Here is a 19,221-nt window from a genome sequence, read left to right as displayed (position 1 = left end):
AATAACACTGAAACTTAGTCAGAACCTCTCACCTATCATCTTAATTGACTTAAATTAGCTTAAGCAACTGTAACGATTGTTTACTGTATTCTTATGGATTAATTTTTTTTGTTAGAGAATTTACTTATTTGGTCTCCTATCACTATGCAATCTTCTTAAGTTGCTTTCTTATTCTTATAAAAAAACACTAAGAGTAAGAGTATAACAAGAAAAATAGAGATAAATAACCAGTAATTATTTGGACTAGAAATAGTTATATCTTGTCGATTAAATTCCTTAGACGTCTCATCATCTACCACAAATGACCTCGTCCACTCCCACTCTAATTCTCCTGAATTTGCTTGTAGATGGAGAACATAAGTTCCTGGGATAAATGACTCACCATTCAAAGGAATTGGAAACGCAAAATTGGAGTGAGGAGCCATTTGCATTCCTGATGCCTCTGTGGAATAAAGGCGTTCTGTTTGATCTTCATTATAAATTGATGCAATAACCTCAAACTGATTAACAAACGTCCCCGATTGATTTTGAATCTGAGCACTAAACACATTTCTAAAGTTTAATTGGTCCGCATAGACATCTAAAAGATCTAGCTCGGGAGAAAGTTGCTCCCGCTTATTCGATACAACGAGGCCCATAACATAAGACAGTGTGTTCTCAATAGCCATTGATTCTTCTGACAAATGCTCACTATCTTTGATTTCTTCCACGCGAATTCCTGCTGCTAGAACACCTTCAAATGGTTTATCTTCTGGTAAGGTTAATAAGAGATCTAATTGTTTCGTCTCCCCTTCACTAAGAGTAATCTTGCCATCTCCTTGAATATAATCAGCCAAAAAAAATGGTAGGGTGTCATCTGGGATATCGGCGTCACTACCATATTCCACTACACCACTCACATTTGTAAAAGCTGTATGTACGGATATTGATAAGTTGATCTCTTCATCAGACATATTTCGTAACTCCAAAGATAACGTCTGGCTTTCTCCAGGCTCAAGATTCAGATCAAAATAGCCTACCTCAGAATTCACTTGATTTTCACTCAGAATCGGTCTAACTGAAAAACCAGCAGATTGATCAGCAAAAGCAACTGGGCCAAAAAACAGGGTCAATATAAAAATTACCACTATGTACATCATAGTTTTCTTACTGTCAAATAGTATTTTATTCATAACGATCTTCCTCTCTATATTCCACGGGGATTGCCTTCATTTCTTTTGTTACTACCATTAGTGCCTAATTCCTACCCAGCATAGCAAAATTCATGAATCATATACGCTCGATTTGTGCATGCGACGATGACCAAACTGACCATCATGATTACTAATGAGGAGCAGTACCGCCAGATTCCTCTTGCTTGTAATCCTCGCAAATGGCCAAACAGAAAAATAGCCTAACAACCAAAATGATTTCCTATTGGATGTTAGGCTGTTTGAACATCTGATGAAGTACGCATCCAGTTGATTTCTATCATTGAATGACATTATCAGGGACCGATTGAAGAATCCACTCCAAGGTGGTTTCATATGTTCCAGTTTGACGTTCCTGTTCGGACTCTAAGTGCAGTACAACACTCTCAGCCGCTTGGTCTGTTGTACCAAAGGCAAATAACCACGTTTCTAATCCCGATCCTGCTTGTGCCTGAGCGACAGTAGATGAAACACCCGGAAGGAGCGAGAGTTGTTCTGAATGGGTAGGCTGATTTTCTTGATCGGACGCTGCTATTGCTTGAATATGATGAAACTGCAAAGAAGCGCCAGCTAAAACATGCCCTGTTTCGCTATTCTTAAACTGTTCTCGTTGTTTCACAGATAAGCGCCACCCATCACTTTGATTTCTTCCACGTCTATCAGAAACTTGCACAAAATTTGCACGTGTTTCATTTGCTGTTGTTCTTAATGGTTCGGCGTATAGTGTTTCCGGTGCAAAATACGATATTTCTTGATCCCCAAACTGAATCGTAGGAACAAAATCAATGCTTAAAAATCCTTGATTTTCTGGCAGTTCTGGCATCACCTCTGGATGCAATTCTTCTTGAGGATTCTCTGGATCTTTAGGTGAGACTTGTAACGGCCTTATTGTTACTGGAACGGTGTAATCCATTTGAGCGTATTGCCCAGAGGATAACTTTTCTTGCACTCGAACAACCATGGATGAATCTCCTGGCTGATTCGTATCAGGCATTTCAATGATCTCCGCTATGGAAACGTACCCTTCAGCAATGTCAAAATCAAAAAAACTTTCTGCTACTACCAATAACTCCTCTTCAGAAATATATTGCCAAACCTCATTGTTCAGCAACGGCTTCAACTGATTGATCACTAACGGTCTTAGGTTAGTTGCTGTCACTTCATAAAATGCACTATTTTTATGATTCGTGTGATCTGTGCCTACATTTTCTTCTGCTTCATCTTGCATAAGTACATTCCATTCTAGATTAGAGAAGCCAGCTAAGGCGCCATCAAATTCCTCTCCTGATGAAAACAAGTGCGTCGCGCTGACGATATCACCAACCGATAACTGTAGACGTCCATTTTCTCCCACCGCATTTTCAAAATCTTGTTGTGCTTCGGCAGGTGTTTGCTGAGTAGACAACGTAAAGTCAAAAAAATGTTGGCCTTGGTTTACAAGAATAGTGGCGGAGCCTGAGTATGCATGAAGGGAAGCAAACTCTTGATTTGGCAACTGCTGGATCATTGGTGTAGTTGGATTTGTCCCACCGTGTCCTGGCGATAGGGACAGTTCAGGGCCCAATTCTCCAACGTGATGTGTAAAAGCGGCTATTGTTCGCCACTCCTCGAAGTTATTCGCCCATGTTCCACGTAAACGTATTGTGTTGCCCCAACGAACGGAAATGGGAATACGGACAGATAACGTATGCACCGTTCGATATGTAATGGTCACATCTTTAAATCGATCACCTATATAAAGATAGGAGGATGAGTCAATGTAAGTAACATCGTACTCCCCTGAAGACAACAAGACACCATCTGCCGTTACCGTATGAATCGCACTGCCTAAATCTATGTCTTGGGTTCCCTCTCCTAGAAGGATTGTTTGGGGACTTACTTGTGCTTCAAGATCAATTGTTTCTTCCCAGACATATACGCCAGGATTCGCACCATTATACCCAGACATAAATGCAGTTGAACTAGCAAATGAAACAAAATTAGTTGAACTAGCCAAACTATCTTGAAGTACCCAACGCCCCGTATAGGTTTCCGTTACCGGTATATTGGATAACCAGGTACCGTTAATTCTTGTTCCGGTACCTAAAGTGAGATGATTGAAAGATGTCGCTCTAAACATGTTAATAACTAAGATATTGGCATGCCACGAACTTATATCTAGTTTTTTTAGATTGGACATTTCAGCGAACATTGTAGAAGTACTAGTAACATTGGACATATCCCATTGACTCAAATCTAATTCTGTCATACTACTTGCTCCTTGAAACATTGAGTTCATATTTGTTACATTAGCAGTATCAAACTTTTCAATGCCTTGTATACTTTTCAATTGAGTTAATCCACTGAACAAGCTTACAGCACTACTACCCAAGATGACTCTATCTTCAAGTACTATCTGTTCAACTTCAGTATAGGTTTTCCAAGGCGCTAGTCCGGTCAACCCAACCTCGCCTCCCCTGAGAACGATTGTTGACGATACCAAATCATAGGTCCATGGAACTGTCCCCCATACGCCAGTGATCAACTGACCTGCGAAAGAGTGGTTTTCAGAAGAAACCGCATTCTCTTCTTGCTTGCTTTCTGAAGTGTCCCTACCACTATCACTGGGAGAAACCGCGTCATCTCTTGCCACTTTATCGCTTGATTGAATCTCATCTTCCTCATTATGATTACTGCTTTCCTCAACGCTATCTTCCATAAAAGAATCACTAGTTTCCTCATAGACTTCGTCTATAGATACTGTTTGAGCAAAAGTTAGCATTGGGGATGAATGACTGATTAAAGAAAGTATCGCTATCAAAACTATGAATTTCTTCATTTTCTTCTCCTCATATTTCAACGAAATAATCTTCTTACAAATATTGTTGATCTCATTCATATAAAAGAGACCAACAATATTCTGCCAATATGTTTTTGTTGTTCTTAAATAACAGGGTCCAGCGAAGAAGGGACATTGCTTAGACTCCAATTCAATTCACTTGTGAATTGGCCGTTTGCTCGTTCCCCAGGAATTTCTAAAACAATATTCGGATTCACCTCACCATTTAACGTTCCCCAAGTAATCGAATTCCATCCACGCCCGTTAAGCACTTCTGCACCCATAAGAATTTGGCTGCCATGTTCCGCCGAAATAGTGACAGGATTTGAGTGAATAGCAACCTCGGAATCCCAGGCTTGAGAAAGTCTTGGGTTACTAAACGTAATGGATGCACCATTCAATTGCACATTATTATCATTTGTAAATGGTGTTACTTGTTCAACTCTCAACGTCCATCCTGTTGATACATCACGGGTATCACGAATCTGAGCAAAATGTGGACGCAAAACTTCTTCCCCAGAATCATCATTCACTTCAAAGGACTCTGCCAGAGCCTCAAATTTTAGCAAACCTGTTGAATGAACATTATCGTGCATCCCAAAATTTAAAGTAGGCACGTAGGTTATGGAAAATTCTCCGGTTTGTACTGGGGGAATGATAATTCCAGGACCTGGATCTGGATCTGGATCAACCGTATCAACATCATCAATTATCGAAAGAGTTACTTCTCCTTCTGTTTCTGCATTTCTTGTTATTTGTTCGGCTGAAGCTGTAACAACATTTCCAAACAATAGGCTGCTAAGTAATACGATTGCTAAATACTTCTTTTTCACTTCTTTTTCCTTCTTTCCTTTTCTTTAATAAGACAAACACGATCAACAAAATGCCTCCTAAAAAGACATTATGTGTTTCTCTTATAGCCATTAACTGGGGAAACCTTCCTGGCTTCTTATATGAGGGGATTTCTTGAATGTCTGCCTGATCTCCTTTTGGTGGTTCCGGCTGTATTTCGTCTTGAATGATATTTTGAAAGGTAATCGAACTATTCGATTGAACCGTTTGAGCAGAAACAGCTGGGACAAAAATCCACAATGCTAATAAACAAAACCAAATACATTTCCTCTTTAATAATTGCACATACAATCACCCCTTTTTGAACTTTTGGAAATAGTATCGAGCGCTTTAAACTCTATGTTAAATATATTTCGGATGGTGTTGGTTCAGGTTTTCCTGTAGGTTAATACGCACCCGTTAAGCCAATTAGTGCATCTGTCTCAACTTTTTAAGTTTCTTGTAAAAACAATTGGTTTGTCTCATAATTCTTCGATTTTTAGAGAAGAACAAAAATAGACATTCGATCCGATCGAATGTCTTGGAAAAGTTATTAGATTAGGTTTTCTATTTTAGAGAATAAACAACAAATGTCTATTCTAAAAAACGAAGGTTTTTGATACATTTGTCTGTAAGTTTGTATGCATACCTAATTCTTACATGACTAAGGTTACATGATTTTTAGATAAAATGGGAATCAACATTTTCATATACGGATGAAATAAATGAAAAAACACTCGTTAATACCTTTAACGAGTGTACGGAGATTAGAGAAATGGTTTTCGATACGGATCAATTTTTCTTTCCAGATTCCGCCAGTCATGCTCATCTGGGACAGCTTTTAATAACAAGTAATCAGTTTCAATAATATAGTCTAAGAGGTACCGATTATAGTTTGTGACAATCAAATCAATATGATCGGCATTTAACATTTCTTGTGTCAGATGTTGCAATGGCAAAAAGGTTAACTTGTGCTTTGTACCAAACTGTTGCATTGCACGAGTTCGAATCTGTTGGCAGATGAAGTGATCACCTTCTAGAAGAAAATAAATTCTTTTTGTCGGTGAATAAAAATCAAAAATCAAATCACTGTAGATCGTTAAACTCACACAAATATCTTCAAGATATGGCGCAGCCAAAAAGTCTTTTCTTTGATGCTTTTTTAAAAATCGTAAATTCCGTTGATAGTTTTCATTGTCAGAACGCATGAGAGATTCTTTGATGTCCTGTGCCTCTTTGTTCAATGCAGGAGCTAACGCATAGTTCACTTTTCTAGACAAAAAGAAGGATTGCAAGAAAATTTTTATCTTAGCATAACTCTCATTTGTGAGCTCAAACTCTTGTAAGTAAGCCTCCGTAAGTTTGGCAATTTCTGATCCTTGATGAAACTGCTGGTAGAACTTTTCCTCCGATGCTTCTCGATCTAAGGTACGTTTACAAATAGTAACTAAATAAATCCATGCAAATTCTTCCTTCGCTAGTTCTACGCCGTAAAGCTTGTTGATTCCGTCTTTTAAAGAATACAAGAGGGAGAAGCTATTTCCTTTGTAGGCTAATTCAATCAAATATTTCGGGACTGTTATCGGAAAACCAAGACTCGCTCGTTTGATTGCAATAAAAAAAGTATAGTAAAAAGCAGCTGGTGTTGTTCCAGAGCCAATATCATATTGTCCTAGTTTGTTGTTTAACTGGGTTAAGACCAACTCATGCAATACGGGGTCGGGAACAAGGGTATGGGCAGTATCAATCCCTTCGTAATAAAAGTCTTTGAAGAATTTCCGTAAATCCGCTTCGCTCCCTTCAATTGTCAATGGATTCGACACCCATTTTAACCGATAACTGCTCAATATTTTGTTCGATTGACCCAACAACCGTCGAAACGTGCTCTCAGAAAAATGATAATGATGGGCCAACTCGTCAATATCCATCAATTCCCCTTGAAAAATATGACCGATGATTTCAAATAAGCACTCATTTTCTAGCAAATCTTGTTTCTTTTCTTGGTACACGGAAGGTTTTTTCTCTTCAAAAAGAAAGCCACTATTCCCCGAAATTAGGGTGATACAATCACCAAAATAGTCTTTCACATACTTGAGATCATTTGCAATTGTGCGTTGTGTGACTTGCATCTTTTCTGCCATTTCACCAATTGTAAATAAACGATCTCGTTCCATCACACTCAAAACTCGAAATAAGCGCTTAGTTGTGCGATTACTGATAAATGCTAACTGTAAGTCTCTCATATTCTCCGCCTCATTTCTCATTATCAGATTCTTCTTTTTATACTATTACATAAATAGAACAAAAAGTGAAAATAAAGAATTTAACAAGATGAGCTACTCTGTTCCTTTTTAATTTTCCACAACATACCTGACCACCAACAATTGAGCTGCTTTAAAAGCTTTCAAATGACAAAATAAAAACGGGGTCAAAAACTTAAAAGTTTCTGACCCTTTTATTATTTCCTGAACAGTTCACAAAATATGAAGAGCTCAACTATTCTTACTTAAAGTATTTTTCCTTTCAATTATAAGATTAGAAAAATATTCCGTTTGGTGCTTAGTCTTTAAAGCTCTGAAGTAATCGTGCCTGCAATGACAAACCTGCAGTACTACAATACTGCAGGCCTATCAGCTGTAACGTTGGTCTATCGCTCTTTCTTGACCGTTTCGATCACTGGTACAGCTACTAATAAAAATATTATAAAGAACCCCAAAAGAAAAGCCGTGTGACTTTCTACGCCTATGACTTCAAAAGCGAATATCATAGCGATCCCAAAAATGATACTAGCGATAAACTCAAGCAATGGTGATTTTCTCCGTGACCTTGTTATCAGTGATAATCATTAATTCTTCATTGCGTATTCTTACTTGATCCACGAATGACAAGTAACGCAAGGAGTTCTCAGAACGTGTGTGCCAATGGTGCAAGCGGTACGCCTTCATACACTCAAAGTCTTTTCTTAGATAAATTTCAATGCTGCTCGGTACTAAATCACTGACGATCTTTTTAATAGCAGTATGTAAGTAGTCGCCCTCGTTTAAATATATGCGGCCTTGTTTTACCACACTGTCGATCTGTTCCTGCGTGTATTTTCTCATTGGCATATTTATCCCCCTAATTTCCTTTGTAGTTTACTCCTTGATACAAGAAAAGCCCAAAAGTGAGATTTTTCTTATCGTTTTGAGTGTTTTCCGATTGGTTTTCTAGGTTTGAAAAATAGTACTCCGGCTCCTGCAACAAGCGTTAAGCCAATCGCTGATAAAGCACTAGATAGCAAGCTGTCAGTTTCGCCTGTTTTTGGTAAAGCTACGATATTTGAAACGCCTGCGATCTCAGTAATCATTTTATCAGTGTCTGTTTTGCTCTCTGCTCCGTTTTGATCTGCTTGGATCTTGTTAGCCGGTTGATCGTATGTGCTGCTCTTTCCTGCGATCAAAGCGATCGTTTTTGTTTCGTCTGTGTCAGCTGTAGCCTTCGTGATATCGTGTTTGTCAGATTTAGTGGAATCTTTTTGAGCGGGATCTTTTTGATCCACCTCAGCGATCACTTTCACTTTTGATCCTTCGATATGCGTTGGTTTCGTGATATCATCATAGGCTGTCAAATCTTGCTCTGGATCTTGTACGTCCGTGATCACTGTTTCTGATCTTGTAATAGGTGTAAGTTCAAAAATCGGATCTGACACCTCAGCAATGATAGAAGGTTCAAAAGTTTCAACTGCAGTCCATTGGGTAGGCTGATTGTAAACCGTCTCTGTGTAAGTCGTTTTGCCTGTTTCTACGGCTTGCCATTGTGTTTCTGGTGTTTCGATCGTTTCTGTATAAACTGTTTTACCTGTTTCAATCGGTGTTTGTTCAAATGTGCGGTTTGACACGTCTGCAGTAAAGGTTTCTGTTCCTGTAATAGGTGTAAGTTCAAAAATTGGATCTGACACCTCAGCTATGATAGAAGGTTCAAAAGTTTCAACTGCAGTCCATTGGGTAGGCTGATTGTAAACCGTCTCTGTGTAAGTCGTTTTGCCTGTTTCTACGGCTTGCCATTGTGTTTCTGGTGTTTCGATCGTTTCTGTATAAACTGTTTTACCTGTTTCGATCGGTGTTTGTTCAAATGTGCGGTTTGACACGTCTGCAGTAAAGGTTTCTGTTCCTGTAATAGGTGTAAGTTCAAAAATTGGATCTGACACCTCAGCAATGATAGAAGGTTCAAAAGTTTCAACTGCAGTCCATTGGGTAGGCTGAATGTAAACCGTCTCTGTGTAAGTCGTTTTGCCTGCTTCTACGGCTTGCCATTGCGTTTCTAGTGTTTCGATCGTTTCTGTATAAACTGTTTTACCTGTTTCGATTGGTGTTTGTTCAAATGTGCGGTTTGACACGTCTGCAGTGAAGGTTTCTGATCCTTCTGCAGGGGCTTGATCGTAAACACTGTTATAAACCGTCTCAGTTAACGTCTGTGATCCCTCTGCAGGGGTTTGATCGTATGATTCATTTGGTACAGTCTCGATCACCGTTTCTGATTGCTCTGCGGCTTGCCAATCGGTTTCTGGTGTCGTTCCTTCTGCAGTAACCGTTTCGGATCCCTCAGCTGCAGTTTGATCGTATGATTGATTCTGCACGTCTTCGATCACTGTATCTTTTACTAGCGTTACCTCTACGCCGTCTCCGATCCATTTGCCGCCCTCGTTGTGAACCTCTAAGCCATTTTCTAATACGATCTTTTGACCGTCATTTGATACAACTTTCAAACCTGCGATTGTGTCGGCCGTTACTACTGCTACACTCCCCGCTTCTGCTGCGATAATACCCGTAAGTGCTATAACTGTAAGTGCTACTGTTGATTTTTTCATTTTCTGTTTTCCCCTGCCTTTTATGTTTAGCTATCGAGAACCATGTCTATCTCACGTTAAAAAACGTTTGATTTGTGATAAAAGCGGCATGTTCATTTTGCGTTCATTTTTCATGAAAGTCTATACATTTTTCATTATTCTATATTTTCATACATTTCAATTTTAGATACCTTGCCACATTGGTATACTCTTACCCTCTGCGGTTTGGTGCCTGTGGTGTCTTTGATAGTTTCCTCTATTTCATTACTATTAATTTTATTACTACCCTTTATAGAAGCACCTTCCGTTATTTCTTTAGCAATTTGCTGTATAAAATGTTCAGATTTTGCTAAGGTATATCCAGCTAAAATAGCCAAAAAACAAGCTGTACCTATTGTAATCACTTTAATAATAGTTGTTTTCTTCATAAATTAGTTCCCTTTTAGCAATAAACCTTGCTCCAGTAGTAACTGAACCAACTCGTGGACTTCTTGTCGATTACATCTTCTTTCGATCTCTTGTTGATGTTTCCTCCTTAGTTCACGTTCTATTTTTAGTGCTCTTCGACGATATTTTTTTTGTGTCAATTCTTCCATATGGCTCCTCTTTCTTTTTTACCTCAGTCTCGTAATAACCTAAATTAAAGTAAGTCATAATAAAATCTTTATATTAATACTTGCAATCTAAATCCTATTTTATGCTTTTTCACCGATAAATTTTTGACAAGTTTCAACATCATTAAGTATAGATTAAGTCCCCCGTCAAAATATCATCATTATAGTTACTAACCTCCTCATTTAAAACTATATACTTTTAGCTATCAAAGAAGTAACAAAGACTTTCTCTGACTATGGTGTATCAAACTTCCATCCATTTTTAAAATTTCTTGATAATATGAAGTGCTGTCTATTTCCGAAAGGCGAATAATTTCTTGTTCCGGCAACTCGAAGATATTGTCTTCAATTAGACTAGACAGGATTTGTAACTTCGCATCGAGTATTATTAACTCTTTAATAGAAGCCCATGCATTAGCAGATGAAATATACTGGATTACATTAGAAAATTCTTTTTTTATCTCCTCATAGTAGTCACGAATTTTTAAAGATGTCTGTTTTTCAATAGCTTGATCAAAAAATTGAAAATACTCTTTTTCTATATCCTTATCCATTTAGTTTCAATCCTTTCTAACTTTAATAGAACATAGAGACCGACAGAAAGTAACCAATAGACCAACACCAATAATTGTTAAAAACTGACTAATTATTCTATCTACCTTATCGAATCCTGTCTGCGGTAAATTAGATCTATTTAAATATTTTGAACTATGAACAAACACGCTATTATTCTTTGAACCCTCATCTGAAGTAATATTTATCCGTTTATTAATCGATTTGGAATGTTCTTTTGACGCAGATACTTCTACTTCCGGCAATGATGGTACTTTTTGTTCAATTGCTTTTGGTGTTTGGACCTCTACTTCTGACACAGAAGGTTTTTAGTCAGCTAAGCCGCTGACACTGTTTAATGTATTGATCAATACCACTGAGGTCGCAATAAACATCTTTTTATTCATATTCTCGCTCCTATTTTTATTTATTTATTTATGTGAGTATCATACAGCCAATAATTTTCTCACAACTATTTGGTCCTATTATCAGGACCAAATAGATTTTACTCACGTATCCTCTGTAAAATTTGCTTGTTAAGAAACGCTATACTAGCTATGTGTTTTTTTTAAATGCTATACTAATGGAAGGTTTGACGTTTCAAATTTTTTATAAAGGGAGAGATTAAAATGAAATTAGCACTCACTGATTCTATGGTACTAACCAAGAAGGAAAGAAAAAGAAGTATAACACTGGCTATCATAATAGGGGTTATTCTTATGGTTGGAGTCCAAACAGTTGTTACTGAGGTGCCCAAACAATTTGTTTCAAATATTGGCGCACAAGAAATTATTGCTTTATTTGTAAACATCTTTGTGATATTAGCAGTTTTGTTATTTTCACGCATATTTGAGAGTCGTTCAGCAGCTTCCTTTGGTTTCACTACGAAACAACCGCTAAAGAATGTTGAAATAGGTTTATTGACCGGCTTTGTTTTTCTATTGTTCGTATTTCTTGTTAATTTACTATCCGGTTCAATTGAAGTTTCTTTCAATTTAAAATCAATTAGTTGGCTCTATGTCATTGCCTCTTTTTTTGGCTTTTTATTTCAAGGGACAATGGAAGAAGTCGTTTGTCGTGGGTTTATAATGAACACAGTAAGCGCAAAAACGAATGTTTGGATGGGTGTGATTATCAATTCTCTTATTTTTACCGCTCTTCATGGGGTGAATGATTCAGTAACTGCGTTGGCGATCTTCAACTTATTTTTAGCTTCACTTATTTTGTCGTTCATCTTTTATCTTTCCGATAATCTGTTGCTCGTTGGTGCTTTCCATGCCATCTGGAACTTTATGTTGGGACCTTTTTTCGGAGTACCTGTTAGTGGGTACAGCATCTACTCCTCCATCTTTCAAACTGCTCCTTTGACTAACAAAACGCTAATCAATGGCGGTGGTTTTGGCTTTGAAGGTGGATTGGGTCTAACGATTTGTGCCATTTTGATGTTGATTGTCCTATTCTATTTTGTAAAGAAAAAAAATGACGATGCTGCTAGGGGATAAACTGGCGATAAGACATATGAAAAAACTATTCTATCAATAATGACCTTTTTCATTTTTGATTGTTCAACGAATAAAAAAAGGAGAGAGACGATTGAGTTACGGAGAACTGATTAGGAAAATTCGATTGGAGAAAGGTTTTTCACAAAAAGAAATTTATTATGATATTGTCACAAAATCCTATGCTATCGAATTTGAAAAAGGAAATCATGATTTATCTTTTAAGCTCTTATTGAAGGTATTGGATCGTTTGATGGTTGATTTAGAAGAGTTTTTCTTTATTTTCAATTACGATAACAAACAAACGAAAACCAACTGGGAAAAATTCGAACTTGCTTCCAATGGCAATGATTTGCAACTACTCAAGCAGTTATATGAGGAAGTTGCTAGTTCTCAGAAAAGTAGCGATCGTGTGTTTAAAGCAATGGTCAACATGAGGTATAAGGTTATGGTCCATTTCAAAGAAACTGGAACGGTAGATAACAGCCAAGCTGAAATCAGTGATATTGAAATTGTTGTAGATTATCTTGAGACCATTCAAACGTGGACATTGCAAGAAATACAGTTGTATTCGAATACAATGGGCTTTTTCAAACCTGAACAACAAATCCTTTTCTTCGATAATGCGTTGAAAAAAATTGGTATGTATCGTCTCTATCCTCCAGGAGAAACTATCTATGCAAAGCTTCTTATCAATAGTTGCGGTAACTTTATCGCTCAAGGAAATTTTACTTATGCAAGAAAAGCGGTGGTCCAGTTGCATCCCCTAACGCTCGGACTACGCAGCTCTGTATTTAAACTCTATCACTCGTTTTTTGAACAAGTCATTCTCTTTTGTACGGAAGAAAAAAAGGCTAGTAAAGCTGCAATAGAACAGACATTACAACTTTTCGATTTGCTGGGTTTTACTTATTTACGTGCCCAATGTTTCGATTTTTTCACCCAAATTCAAGCGATTTATTAGAAAGTAGGCGCTATGTATGAATAAACTTTATGACAACCCGATATCCCCTCTTCGAGTGATTCTCGGTTTGGTCCTTATTTTCTTTGGTTTTTTAAACTTATCTTTCGGATTTCTTCCCTTTCTAGAACCTTATTCTTTGTTACTAGGCAGCTTGATCGCATTCTTACTTACCTATAGTCTGAAGGGAACGGCTCATTTGTTTTCTAAACCAGAAAATCCTTTCCGCAACTTCTTTCTTTTCCTCCTTGCTGCCTTTGTCCTAAGTTTTGTCACTAGTTTTTTATTGGTTCTTATTTTAAAACTCGATTTAAAAGCCAATGACCTTAGTGGAAATATTCCATGGCTGCAACTGCCTTTTATGCTTTTAGGAGAAGAATTATTCAGTTTTTACGTTTTGATCATTTCTCTGAATTTCTTACAAAAAATCCCGCAACGAATGATCATTGCCACTTTACTCAGTTCCCTTGTATTCGCCATATTTCATATGCTGACTTACTGGAATGGAAGTTTCCTATTAACACTCGTCCATGTCCTCTTATTGCAAGGATGTGCTCGAATTCTTTTCAATGCAGCAGGTGTTCGATCGAATTCTCTCTATGTTCCGTGGCTCATCCATATTGTGTTTGATTTAATCACGTTGGGTGCTATTTCTTTTCTATAAACTTCAATTTTAATAGAACTTATAAGTTAAAAAATTCTAACTAGGTTTACAGTTTTAAATTTATGCTAATACAGCTTTCTTCTCGATTTTTAAACAGAAAGGGTCAAAAACGTTTAAGTTTCTGACCCTTTTATTATTGCCTGAACAGTTCACAAAATATGAATAACTCAACTATTCTTACTTAAAGTATTTTTCCTTTCAATTATAAGATTAGAAAAATATTCCGTTTGTTGCTTAGTCTTTAAAGACCTGATTGCGTGATTCACCAATTTTTGTACAACCGCTTCTCCGTTTAAAGTAAGTAATCTCAATCGTTTACTCCTTTTTAATCCTCAATTCGATTACCTTCTTTATCGCTCAAATAGACCATATTCGTAAGTAAAATACAACCGGACATGGTAGTAAACAAAAAAAGCGGATCTTTTATAGATTCGCTCTTTTGTCATTGCTATTTTTTAATCAGTTAAATTTTTTTGTTGTTTTACTTTTTTTTACATAATCATATATAATTTTTACAATTAAAGAAATAATTAAGATTATATAAAAAATATTTCGATACAAACTTTGATCATATTTTAGAAATACTAAAGCTAAAATAAAAACAACGACTAAAATTATATGATAAATTTTAAATTTAGAAATTTTCATGATAGCTCACCTTCTTTTTTATTGCCATTCAAATCCCCACGGTATTGATGTCCCACTAAATGTCATGCCAGGTACGAATATGGTAGATACGTTAAATACAAAACCTCCAGGCACATTTGATAAAGCGACACCTCCTAAAGCAACTGCTAAACCAATTAGATTTGATTTAATGAAAACTCCTCCAATTGAAATTCCAGTAGAAATATTATTTGCTGCGCTTTTTGAAATCCAGATTCTCGTGCCCCACCAGTAACCTTTAATTGCTGTTTTTCCTTGTTTATATGCTCTAAGATAGACGTTATTGCCAGTCTTTTCGATCGTTACAGTTTTTTCATTAACATCAATATACAATTTTTCAGTTTTTGAATCAACCTGTAAGCTTTCAACCATACTGTTTGCATCATTGATTTTTTCAACTAGTAATGCATATTCATTAGAAGAAAGTTCGGTAGATGCTGTTTCGGATATGCTATAAAAACCATCTTCGCTAAACAAAACATATTTGTCTAACTTGTTAATTTGGTCATTTGTTATTTCTTCATTTTGAACATTGGATGCTTCTGTTGCACTCACTTGGACGGGAGGGAATACGATAGTAAGCATCATCATACTGCAGAATAATGTAACTAAATATTTAAAGTTCTTTTCACGTAAAGCGTTCGAAAAATTGTTCATCTTTTACTCTCCTTTGAAATTAAGACCAATTAAGTTCAAACATAAAATCTGGGACATCAATCAACGAAATTCTTATATTATCAATTATACAACCTATCATCATTTAATTGCAATGGTCATTTTTTTTAAATAACTATTTAAAACTTTTATAATTCTCACCGATTTCGTGGAACATCAAAAATACTTAATCCCACCGAAAAGGAGGGCCATGCTTTTTATAAGGTATTTGGCTTTTATCATTCTCAATCAAATTGTATATTTAAAGCGTACCCTAAATAGACATGAATATAACATTGAAAAATATGGTTTTTCAATGTATGATTAGGGTGTATTTTAAATACTTGTAGAAAGTAGGTAAAACTTTTGAAAATTTCATATATCCGAGTATCATCGATCGATCAAAATGAACAACGTCAAATCGAAGAAATGAAAAAATTCGGTGCAGAAAAAATTTTCATCGAAAAACAATCCGGAGCGACTATTACTCAAAGACCGATTTTTCAAGAAGCATTAGATTTTGTTAGGGAACAGGATATTTTTATTGTAGAAGCCATCGACCGACTTGGACGTAATTATGACGAGATTATCGATTCAGTTAATTATCTAAAAAAGAAAAATGTGCGGCTCATTATCACAAGTTTACCAATAATGGCTGAAGCAATCGGAAATCCACTCCTAGATAAATTTATCAAAGACCTAATCATTCAGATCTTGGCCATGATTGCTGAACAAGAGCGTACTGAATCGAAACGACGCCAGGCACAAGGAATTAAAATCGCGAAAGCAAACGGCGTCTATAAAGGTCGTCCTAAGTTATACAGTGCAGACACAAAAGATCCTCAGCGGCGCCTTGTTTATAAAAGCATCGTTCAGGATCTTGAAAATGGAGTTGCTATCTCAAAGATTGCAAAAGACTATAATGTGACTAGGCAAACAATTTACCGGATAAAAAAAGAATTGGATCAACTAATTGTATGATTTCTTTTTTTTACACGTAATTATCAATAGTTATGTTATCAAGATAGACAATCATGTTAAATTCATCTAACTAAGTTGATTATATTTATGATAATGGGAATTTAGTTGACATAAATATAATCAATGCATCAATTATCCTGATTTAAAGCTATTCATTATCGGTAACTTCGCATAATCTATCTTATGTAAACTAAATTCATAAAAGTTGGTTTTGAAATTAAATATATCAAAACCAACTTTTATAGTACATTCTACAGCAATTACCAAAAATTTAATTTGTCTAATCTATCTATTATTTTGATGTGAATTTCTTGAGATACTCAAATTCAATATTATTACTGTTTAAATTAGAATCGGACAATAACTTTTCACACTCTTGTATTAATCCTTCATAATTAAGGCTCGTATTAACTAGTTTTCCTAACATAGCCCTTAATTCCAGAACTAATTTACTGAGAGAATCGTATGTTAAAGCATAAGTATTACTTGCCTGTGCTGCTTCAGTTGCTTTATTTTTTGGATGAACACTAACATTTATTGATTTTAGTTCTGGATAATTTTCATTAAACCATCTTTCAGCTATTAGTAGTTGTCCATGTTCTTCTTTCCTAAAAATACTAGTTCCTTTTTTTCTACTTTTAGCCTCAAAGATAATTCCTTTGCTGTTATCAAGTAACCAAAGAACATCAGGCCCTACTCCTTCTTCATCAAATCGCTCGCTTTTGAATCCAAGAATATTACCTAGATCATTCAAAGCCTGCTCAAACTGATTTGATGATGAATTAGGTGTCAAAAACCCTGATATTTGATCGAGTTTTTTCAACAAGGACCGCCTATTTCTATAATCTCCTATATTTTCAACTATAGCAATTGCTTGATTACTAGGGATCTCCATTGGTTTATAAATTGGTTTAATTTGAGGTCGCAATAGATTCCTGTTGTTTCCATATGCTTGTTTTTGATATTCACTAGACATTTCCTCATTTTCATTATAATAGTAAATTCTTGCAATTAACTGCTCTAGCCAGCCTTTTTCTTTGTTGTTTAAATTAGTTTTTCCCTCTAAAAATTTTACTATTTTATTTGCAGCCAGATCAAGGTATCCATCTTGCCAAAGATTTATAGCTTTTCTTTCCGTTAACGCAAAAGAGATGTCTGCTTCTTTAGATTGATTTCTATCAAGATAGTCAGCTAATTCTTCTGAGTAATAATCCAACCAATCACCATCGCGAGTTAAACTCTGCGCTATAACTTTAGATAAATCATGTAAATTTTTAACCTCTTCACTAATTGAAATACCCATCTCTATTTGAGCTTTTGTCGCATGTGTAAAAAATGAAAAATTACTATTTTTACCAATCCAGCTTGTCAAATCGGAACCAACAAGAATTATAGCACAATAGTCTGAAGAACCTCTAGCGCCTCTTCCAAGCCCCTGCTCAATCCTTTGAGCCATCATTCGTGACATAGCTTCTCCACCCATCAGCGCAGTCGCACGATATAATTCATAACTAGACGTCCCCATAGGTAGTCCATCCATTACCAATAAGCGACATGAATCACCTGGCAAATCAATACCATCATAACGATTTGAAAATACAAAAGGTCCTGAACTCGTTCTTTGTTGCAAGGAGCTAACAACTTTTTCTACCTCTACAGATCCTTTGACAATCTGCGCATAATCATCCCATTTTTCAGCCTTTTTATCTGAAGGAGCTAAAACAATTGAACCACAATTATTTTCAGAAACCCATTTCAAAAGCGTTGATGAATCTTCAAGATTATTAAATTCAAAATTCATCAAATCTGGAATTAAGATCATTCTTTCACTAATTCCAGCGACTGCTCTTGATGATAGAGAGTTTTCAATTGCTTCTTGAGATACGTCAAAAGTTCTAACTATGTCACTATCATCTGCAATAGTAGCGGACATATATATTCTACGACTAGCCTCAATAAATGTTGGGAACATATTTATCAAAGGTTGTACGGTAGATATAGAAAACTCATTCTTATTAATAAAAGCATGACAGAGGTGAAAATTGTCCCTCATTAATGGCCATGATATCCCTAGACTAGTCTCTAATGCTAGCAATTTAGTTCTTACTAAATCAGAATTTTCTCTCCAAGACCAATATGGAACTTCTAAAACTAAGTTCTCATTACCATTCACAATATCTTCAAAAGTACCTAGTTTATCTATATCAATAAATGCTTTTCTAAATAAAGAACATATATCAAGATAAAGCTCTCTATTTGAGGTTGATGAAATATTCAGTGTAAAGCATTCTCTAAGTATAGGAAACGATGCATGCGCATCATCTAAAATAATTCCGGATACTTGTTGAATATTAGGTTTTCCATGTATTCCAAATTTGCTATGACCATTAAAAAAAGAATGATAATTAGCAACCATTATAGCATTACTATTGATAAATTCTTCATCCAAACTCTTACCGCTTCGGTAAGGAACCGCCGAAATTCCCATTTCAGAAGCTTTCTCTAATGTTTGTTTTACCAATTGATTTGTAGGAGTAAGATATAAAAATGGGCCACCTATCTCGTTAATTGTAGATTGCGCAATTAGGAGCCCTACCATGGTTTTTCCCCCTCCGGTATGAAGCTTAATGACTGTATCTTTATTGGTTCGACGATCAAACCAATTTGACAGTACCTCAGACTGACTTGAATACAAGTCGTTGACACCTTTAGGTTTTGGCATTCTTCTAAATAGTTCTACAGGGTTGATAACTGTTGGAGCTTTTTTACTAGATTTCATTTTTTTAAAATCGACCATTATAGTTACTCCTCCTTTTTATTTTCTATCAATAAAACTCTTTAATTTAAATAGTATTACATATATATAATATTTTACCATCTATACTATAAAAATAATATAAATTCATGTATTTAAAAAAAAACAAAAAAAATAGTGGATGAACATTTATAAATTGATATAATTAAAC

General features: G+C 35.9%; 16 protein-coding genes. 4 read left to right on the top strand and 12 right to left on the bottom strand.

Annotated features, from left to right (window positions below; translation table 11 throughout):
• Positions 1–155 precede the first annotated feature (155 nt).
• The 10 genes from IGJ44_RS04065 to IGJ44_RS04020 form a co-directional block, all read right to left on the bottom strand.
• Positions 156–1,172, bottom strand: a complete 1,017-nt coding sequence (locus IGJ44_RS04065; protein WP_074536554.1) for a DUF916 and DUF3324 domain-containing protein — start codon at positions 1,170–1,172, stop codon at positions 156–158.
• 298 nt (positions 1,173–1,470) lie between these two features.
• Complete coding sequence (locus tag IGJ44_RS04060) at positions 1,471–4,158, bottom strand: WxL domain-containing protein (RefSeq protein ID WP_175445293.1); 2,688 nt, start codon at positions 4,156–4,158, stop codon at positions 1,471–1,473.
• The gene (locus tag IGJ44_RS04055; protein WP_074536556.1) at positions 4,113–4,841 is read right to left on the bottom strand and encodes a WxL domain-containing protein; all 729 of its coding nucleotides are present in this window, start codon (positions 4,839–4,841) and stop codon (positions 4,113–4,115) included. The genes IGJ44_RS04060 and IGJ44_RS04055 overlap by 46 nt, the downstream gene beginning before the upstream one ends.
• Complete coding sequence (locus tag IGJ44_RS04050; RefSeq protein WP_074536557.1) at positions 4,807–5,145, bottom strand: hypothetical protein; 339 nt, start codon at positions 5,143–5,145, stop codon at positions 4,807–4,809. Before IGJ44_RS04050 ends, IGJ44_RS04055 begins: the two co-directional genes overlap by 35 nt.
• A gap of 461 nt (positions 5,146–5,606) precedes the next feature.
• Entirely contained in the window at positions 5,607–7,082 is a 1,476-nt protein-coding gene (locus tag IGJ44_RS04045) for a helix-turn-helix domain-containing protein (RefSeq protein ID WP_159161295.1), read from the bottom strand.
• A 404-nt stretch (positions 7,083–7,486) separates the two neighbouring features.
• Positions 7,487–7,645 carry a hypothetical protein gene (locus tag IGJ44_RS04040; protein WP_336680422.1) on the bottom strand — a complete coding sequence of 53 codons (159 nt, stop codon included), beginning with the start codon at positions 7,643–7,645 and terminating at the stop codon, positions 7,487–7,489.
• On the bottom strand, positions 7,638–7,946 hold the full coding sequence (locus IGJ44_RS04035) for a hypothetical protein (RefSeq protein WP_159161296.1): 309 nt from the start codon (positions 7,944–7,946) through the stop codon (positions 7,638–7,640). Before IGJ44_RS04035 ends, IGJ44_RS04040 begins: the two co-directional genes overlap by 8 nt.
• 68 nt (positions 7,947–8,014) lie before the next feature.
• A complete protein-coding gene (locus tag IGJ44_RS04030; protein WP_159161297.1) occupies positions 8,015–9,685 on the bottom strand; it encodes an LPXTG cell wall anchor domain-containing protein in 1,671 nt (556 codons plus the stop codon).
• 134 nt (positions 9,686–9,819) lie between these two features.
• Positions 9,820–10,092, bottom strand: coding sequence for a hypothetical protein (locus IGJ44_RS04025; RefSeq protein ID WP_074536942.1), 273 nt, complete (start codon positions 10,090–10,092; stop codon positions 9,820–9,822).
• Positions 10,093–10,484: 392 nt separating this feature from the next.
• Entirely contained in the window at positions 10,485–10,832 is a 348-nt protein-coding gene (locus tag IGJ44_RS04020; RefSeq protein ID WP_074536943.1) for a DUF7006 family protein, read from the bottom strand.
• Between the two features lie 627 nt (positions 10,833–11,459).
• Between IGJ44_RS04020 and IGJ44_RS04015 the strand changes: the two genes are divergently transcribed.
• The 3 genes from IGJ44_RS04015 (at position 11,460) to IGJ44_RS04005 (ending at position 13,954) form a co-directional block, all read left to right on the top strand.
• Positions 11,460–12,332, top strand: coding sequence for a CPBP family intramembrane glutamic endopeptidase (locus IGJ44_RS04015; RefSeq protein ID WP_081343914.1), 873 nt, complete (start codon positions 11,460–11,462; stop codon positions 12,330–12,332).
• Positions 12,333–12,423: 91 nt separating this feature from the next.
• Positions 12,424–13,293: an Rgg/GadR/MutR family transcriptional regulator gene (locus IGJ44_RS04010; protein WP_074536945.1), complete on the top strand. Its 870-nt coding sequence runs from the start codon at positions 12,424–12,426 to the stop codon at positions 13,291–13,293.
• Positions 13,294–13,309: 16 nt separating this feature from the next.
• Positions 13,310–13,954: a CPBP family glutamic-type intramembrane protease gene (locus IGJ44_RS04005; protein WP_159161300.1), complete on the top strand. Its 645-nt coding sequence runs from the start codon at positions 13,310–13,312 to the stop codon at positions 13,952–13,954.
• Positions 13,955–14,620: 666 nt separating this feature from the next.
• Here IGJ44_RS04005 and IGJ44_RS04000 read toward each other — a convergent pair.
• On the bottom strand, positions 14,621–15,277 hold the full coding sequence (locus IGJ44_RS04000; protein WP_074536929.1) for a hypothetical protein: 657 nt from the start codon (positions 15,275–15,277) through the stop codon (positions 14,621–14,623).
• A 363-nt stretch (positions 15,278–15,640) separates the two neighbouring features.
• On the opposite strand from IGJ44_RS04000, the gene IGJ44_RS03995 reads away from it, so the two are divergent.
• The gene (locus tag IGJ44_RS03995; protein ID WP_074536930.1) at positions 15,641–16,255 is read left to right on the top strand and encodes a recombinase family protein; all 615 of its coding nucleotides are present in this window, start codon (positions 15,641–15,643) and stop codon (positions 16,253–16,255) included.
• A 292-nt stretch (positions 16,256–16,547) separates the two neighbouring features.
• On the opposite strand, the gene IGJ44_RS03990 is transcribed toward IGJ44_RS03995, so the two are convergent.
• A complete protein-coding gene (locus tag IGJ44_RS03990; protein WP_223597472.1) occupies positions 16,548–19,052 on the bottom strand; it encodes a DEAD/DEAH box helicase in 2,505 nt (834 codons plus the stop codon).
• Positions 19,053–19,221 lie beyond the last annotated feature (169 nt).

It is taken from the genome of Enterococcus sp. DIV1368d (assembly GCF_050542975.1).
Taxonomy (GTDB): domain Bacteria; phylum Bacillota; class Bacilli; order Lactobacillales; family Enterococcaceae; genus Enterococcus_D; species Enterococcus_D casseliflavus.
Note: the sequence above shows the minus strand (reverse complement) of the source record. Positions and strands in the feature narration are given on the sequence as shown.

Excerpts from the sequence above, each read along its gene's own strand:
- IGJ44_RS04000 (WP_074536929.1), bottom strand. The coding sequence starts at position 15,277 with ATGAACAATTTTTCGAACGCTTTACGTGAAAAGAACTTTAAATATTTA.
- IGJ44_RS04020 (WP_074536943.1), bottom strand. The coding sequence starts at position 10,832 with ATGGATAAGGATATAGAAAAAGAGTATTTTCAATTTTTTGATCAAGCT.
- IGJ44_RS04030 (WP_159161297.1), bottom strand. The coding sequence starts at position 9,685 with ATGAAAAAATCAACAGTAGCACTTACAGTTATAGCACTTACGGGTATT.
- IGJ44_RS04025 (WP_074536942.1), bottom strand. The coding sequence starts at position 10,092 with ATGAAGAAAACAACTATTATTAAAGTGATTACAATAGGTACAGCTTGT.
- IGJ44_RS04005 (WP_159161300.1), top strand. The coding sequence starts at position 13,310 with ATGAATAAACTTTATGACAACCCGATATCCCCTCTTCGAGTGATTCTC.
- IGJ44_RS04015 (WP_081343914.1), top strand. The coding sequence starts at position 11,460 with ATGAAATTAGCACTCACTGATTCTATGGTACTAACCAAGAAGGAAAGA.
- IGJ44_RS03990 (WP_223597472.1), bottom strand. The coding sequence starts at position 19,052 with ATGGTCGATTTTAAAAAAATGAAATCTAGTAAAAAAGCTCCAACAGTT.
- IGJ44_RS04045 (WP_159161295.1), bottom strand. The coding sequence starts at position 7,082 with ATGAGAGACTTACAGTTAGCATTTATCAGTAATCGCACAACTAAGCGC.
- IGJ44_RS04065 (WP_074536554.1), bottom strand. The coding sequence starts at position 1,172 with ATGAATAAAATACTATTTGACAGTAAGAAAACTATGATGTACATAGTG.
- IGJ44_RS04035 (WP_159161296.1), bottom strand. The coding sequence starts at position 7,946 with ATGCCAATGAGAAAATACACGCAGGAACAGATCGACAGTGTGGTAAAA.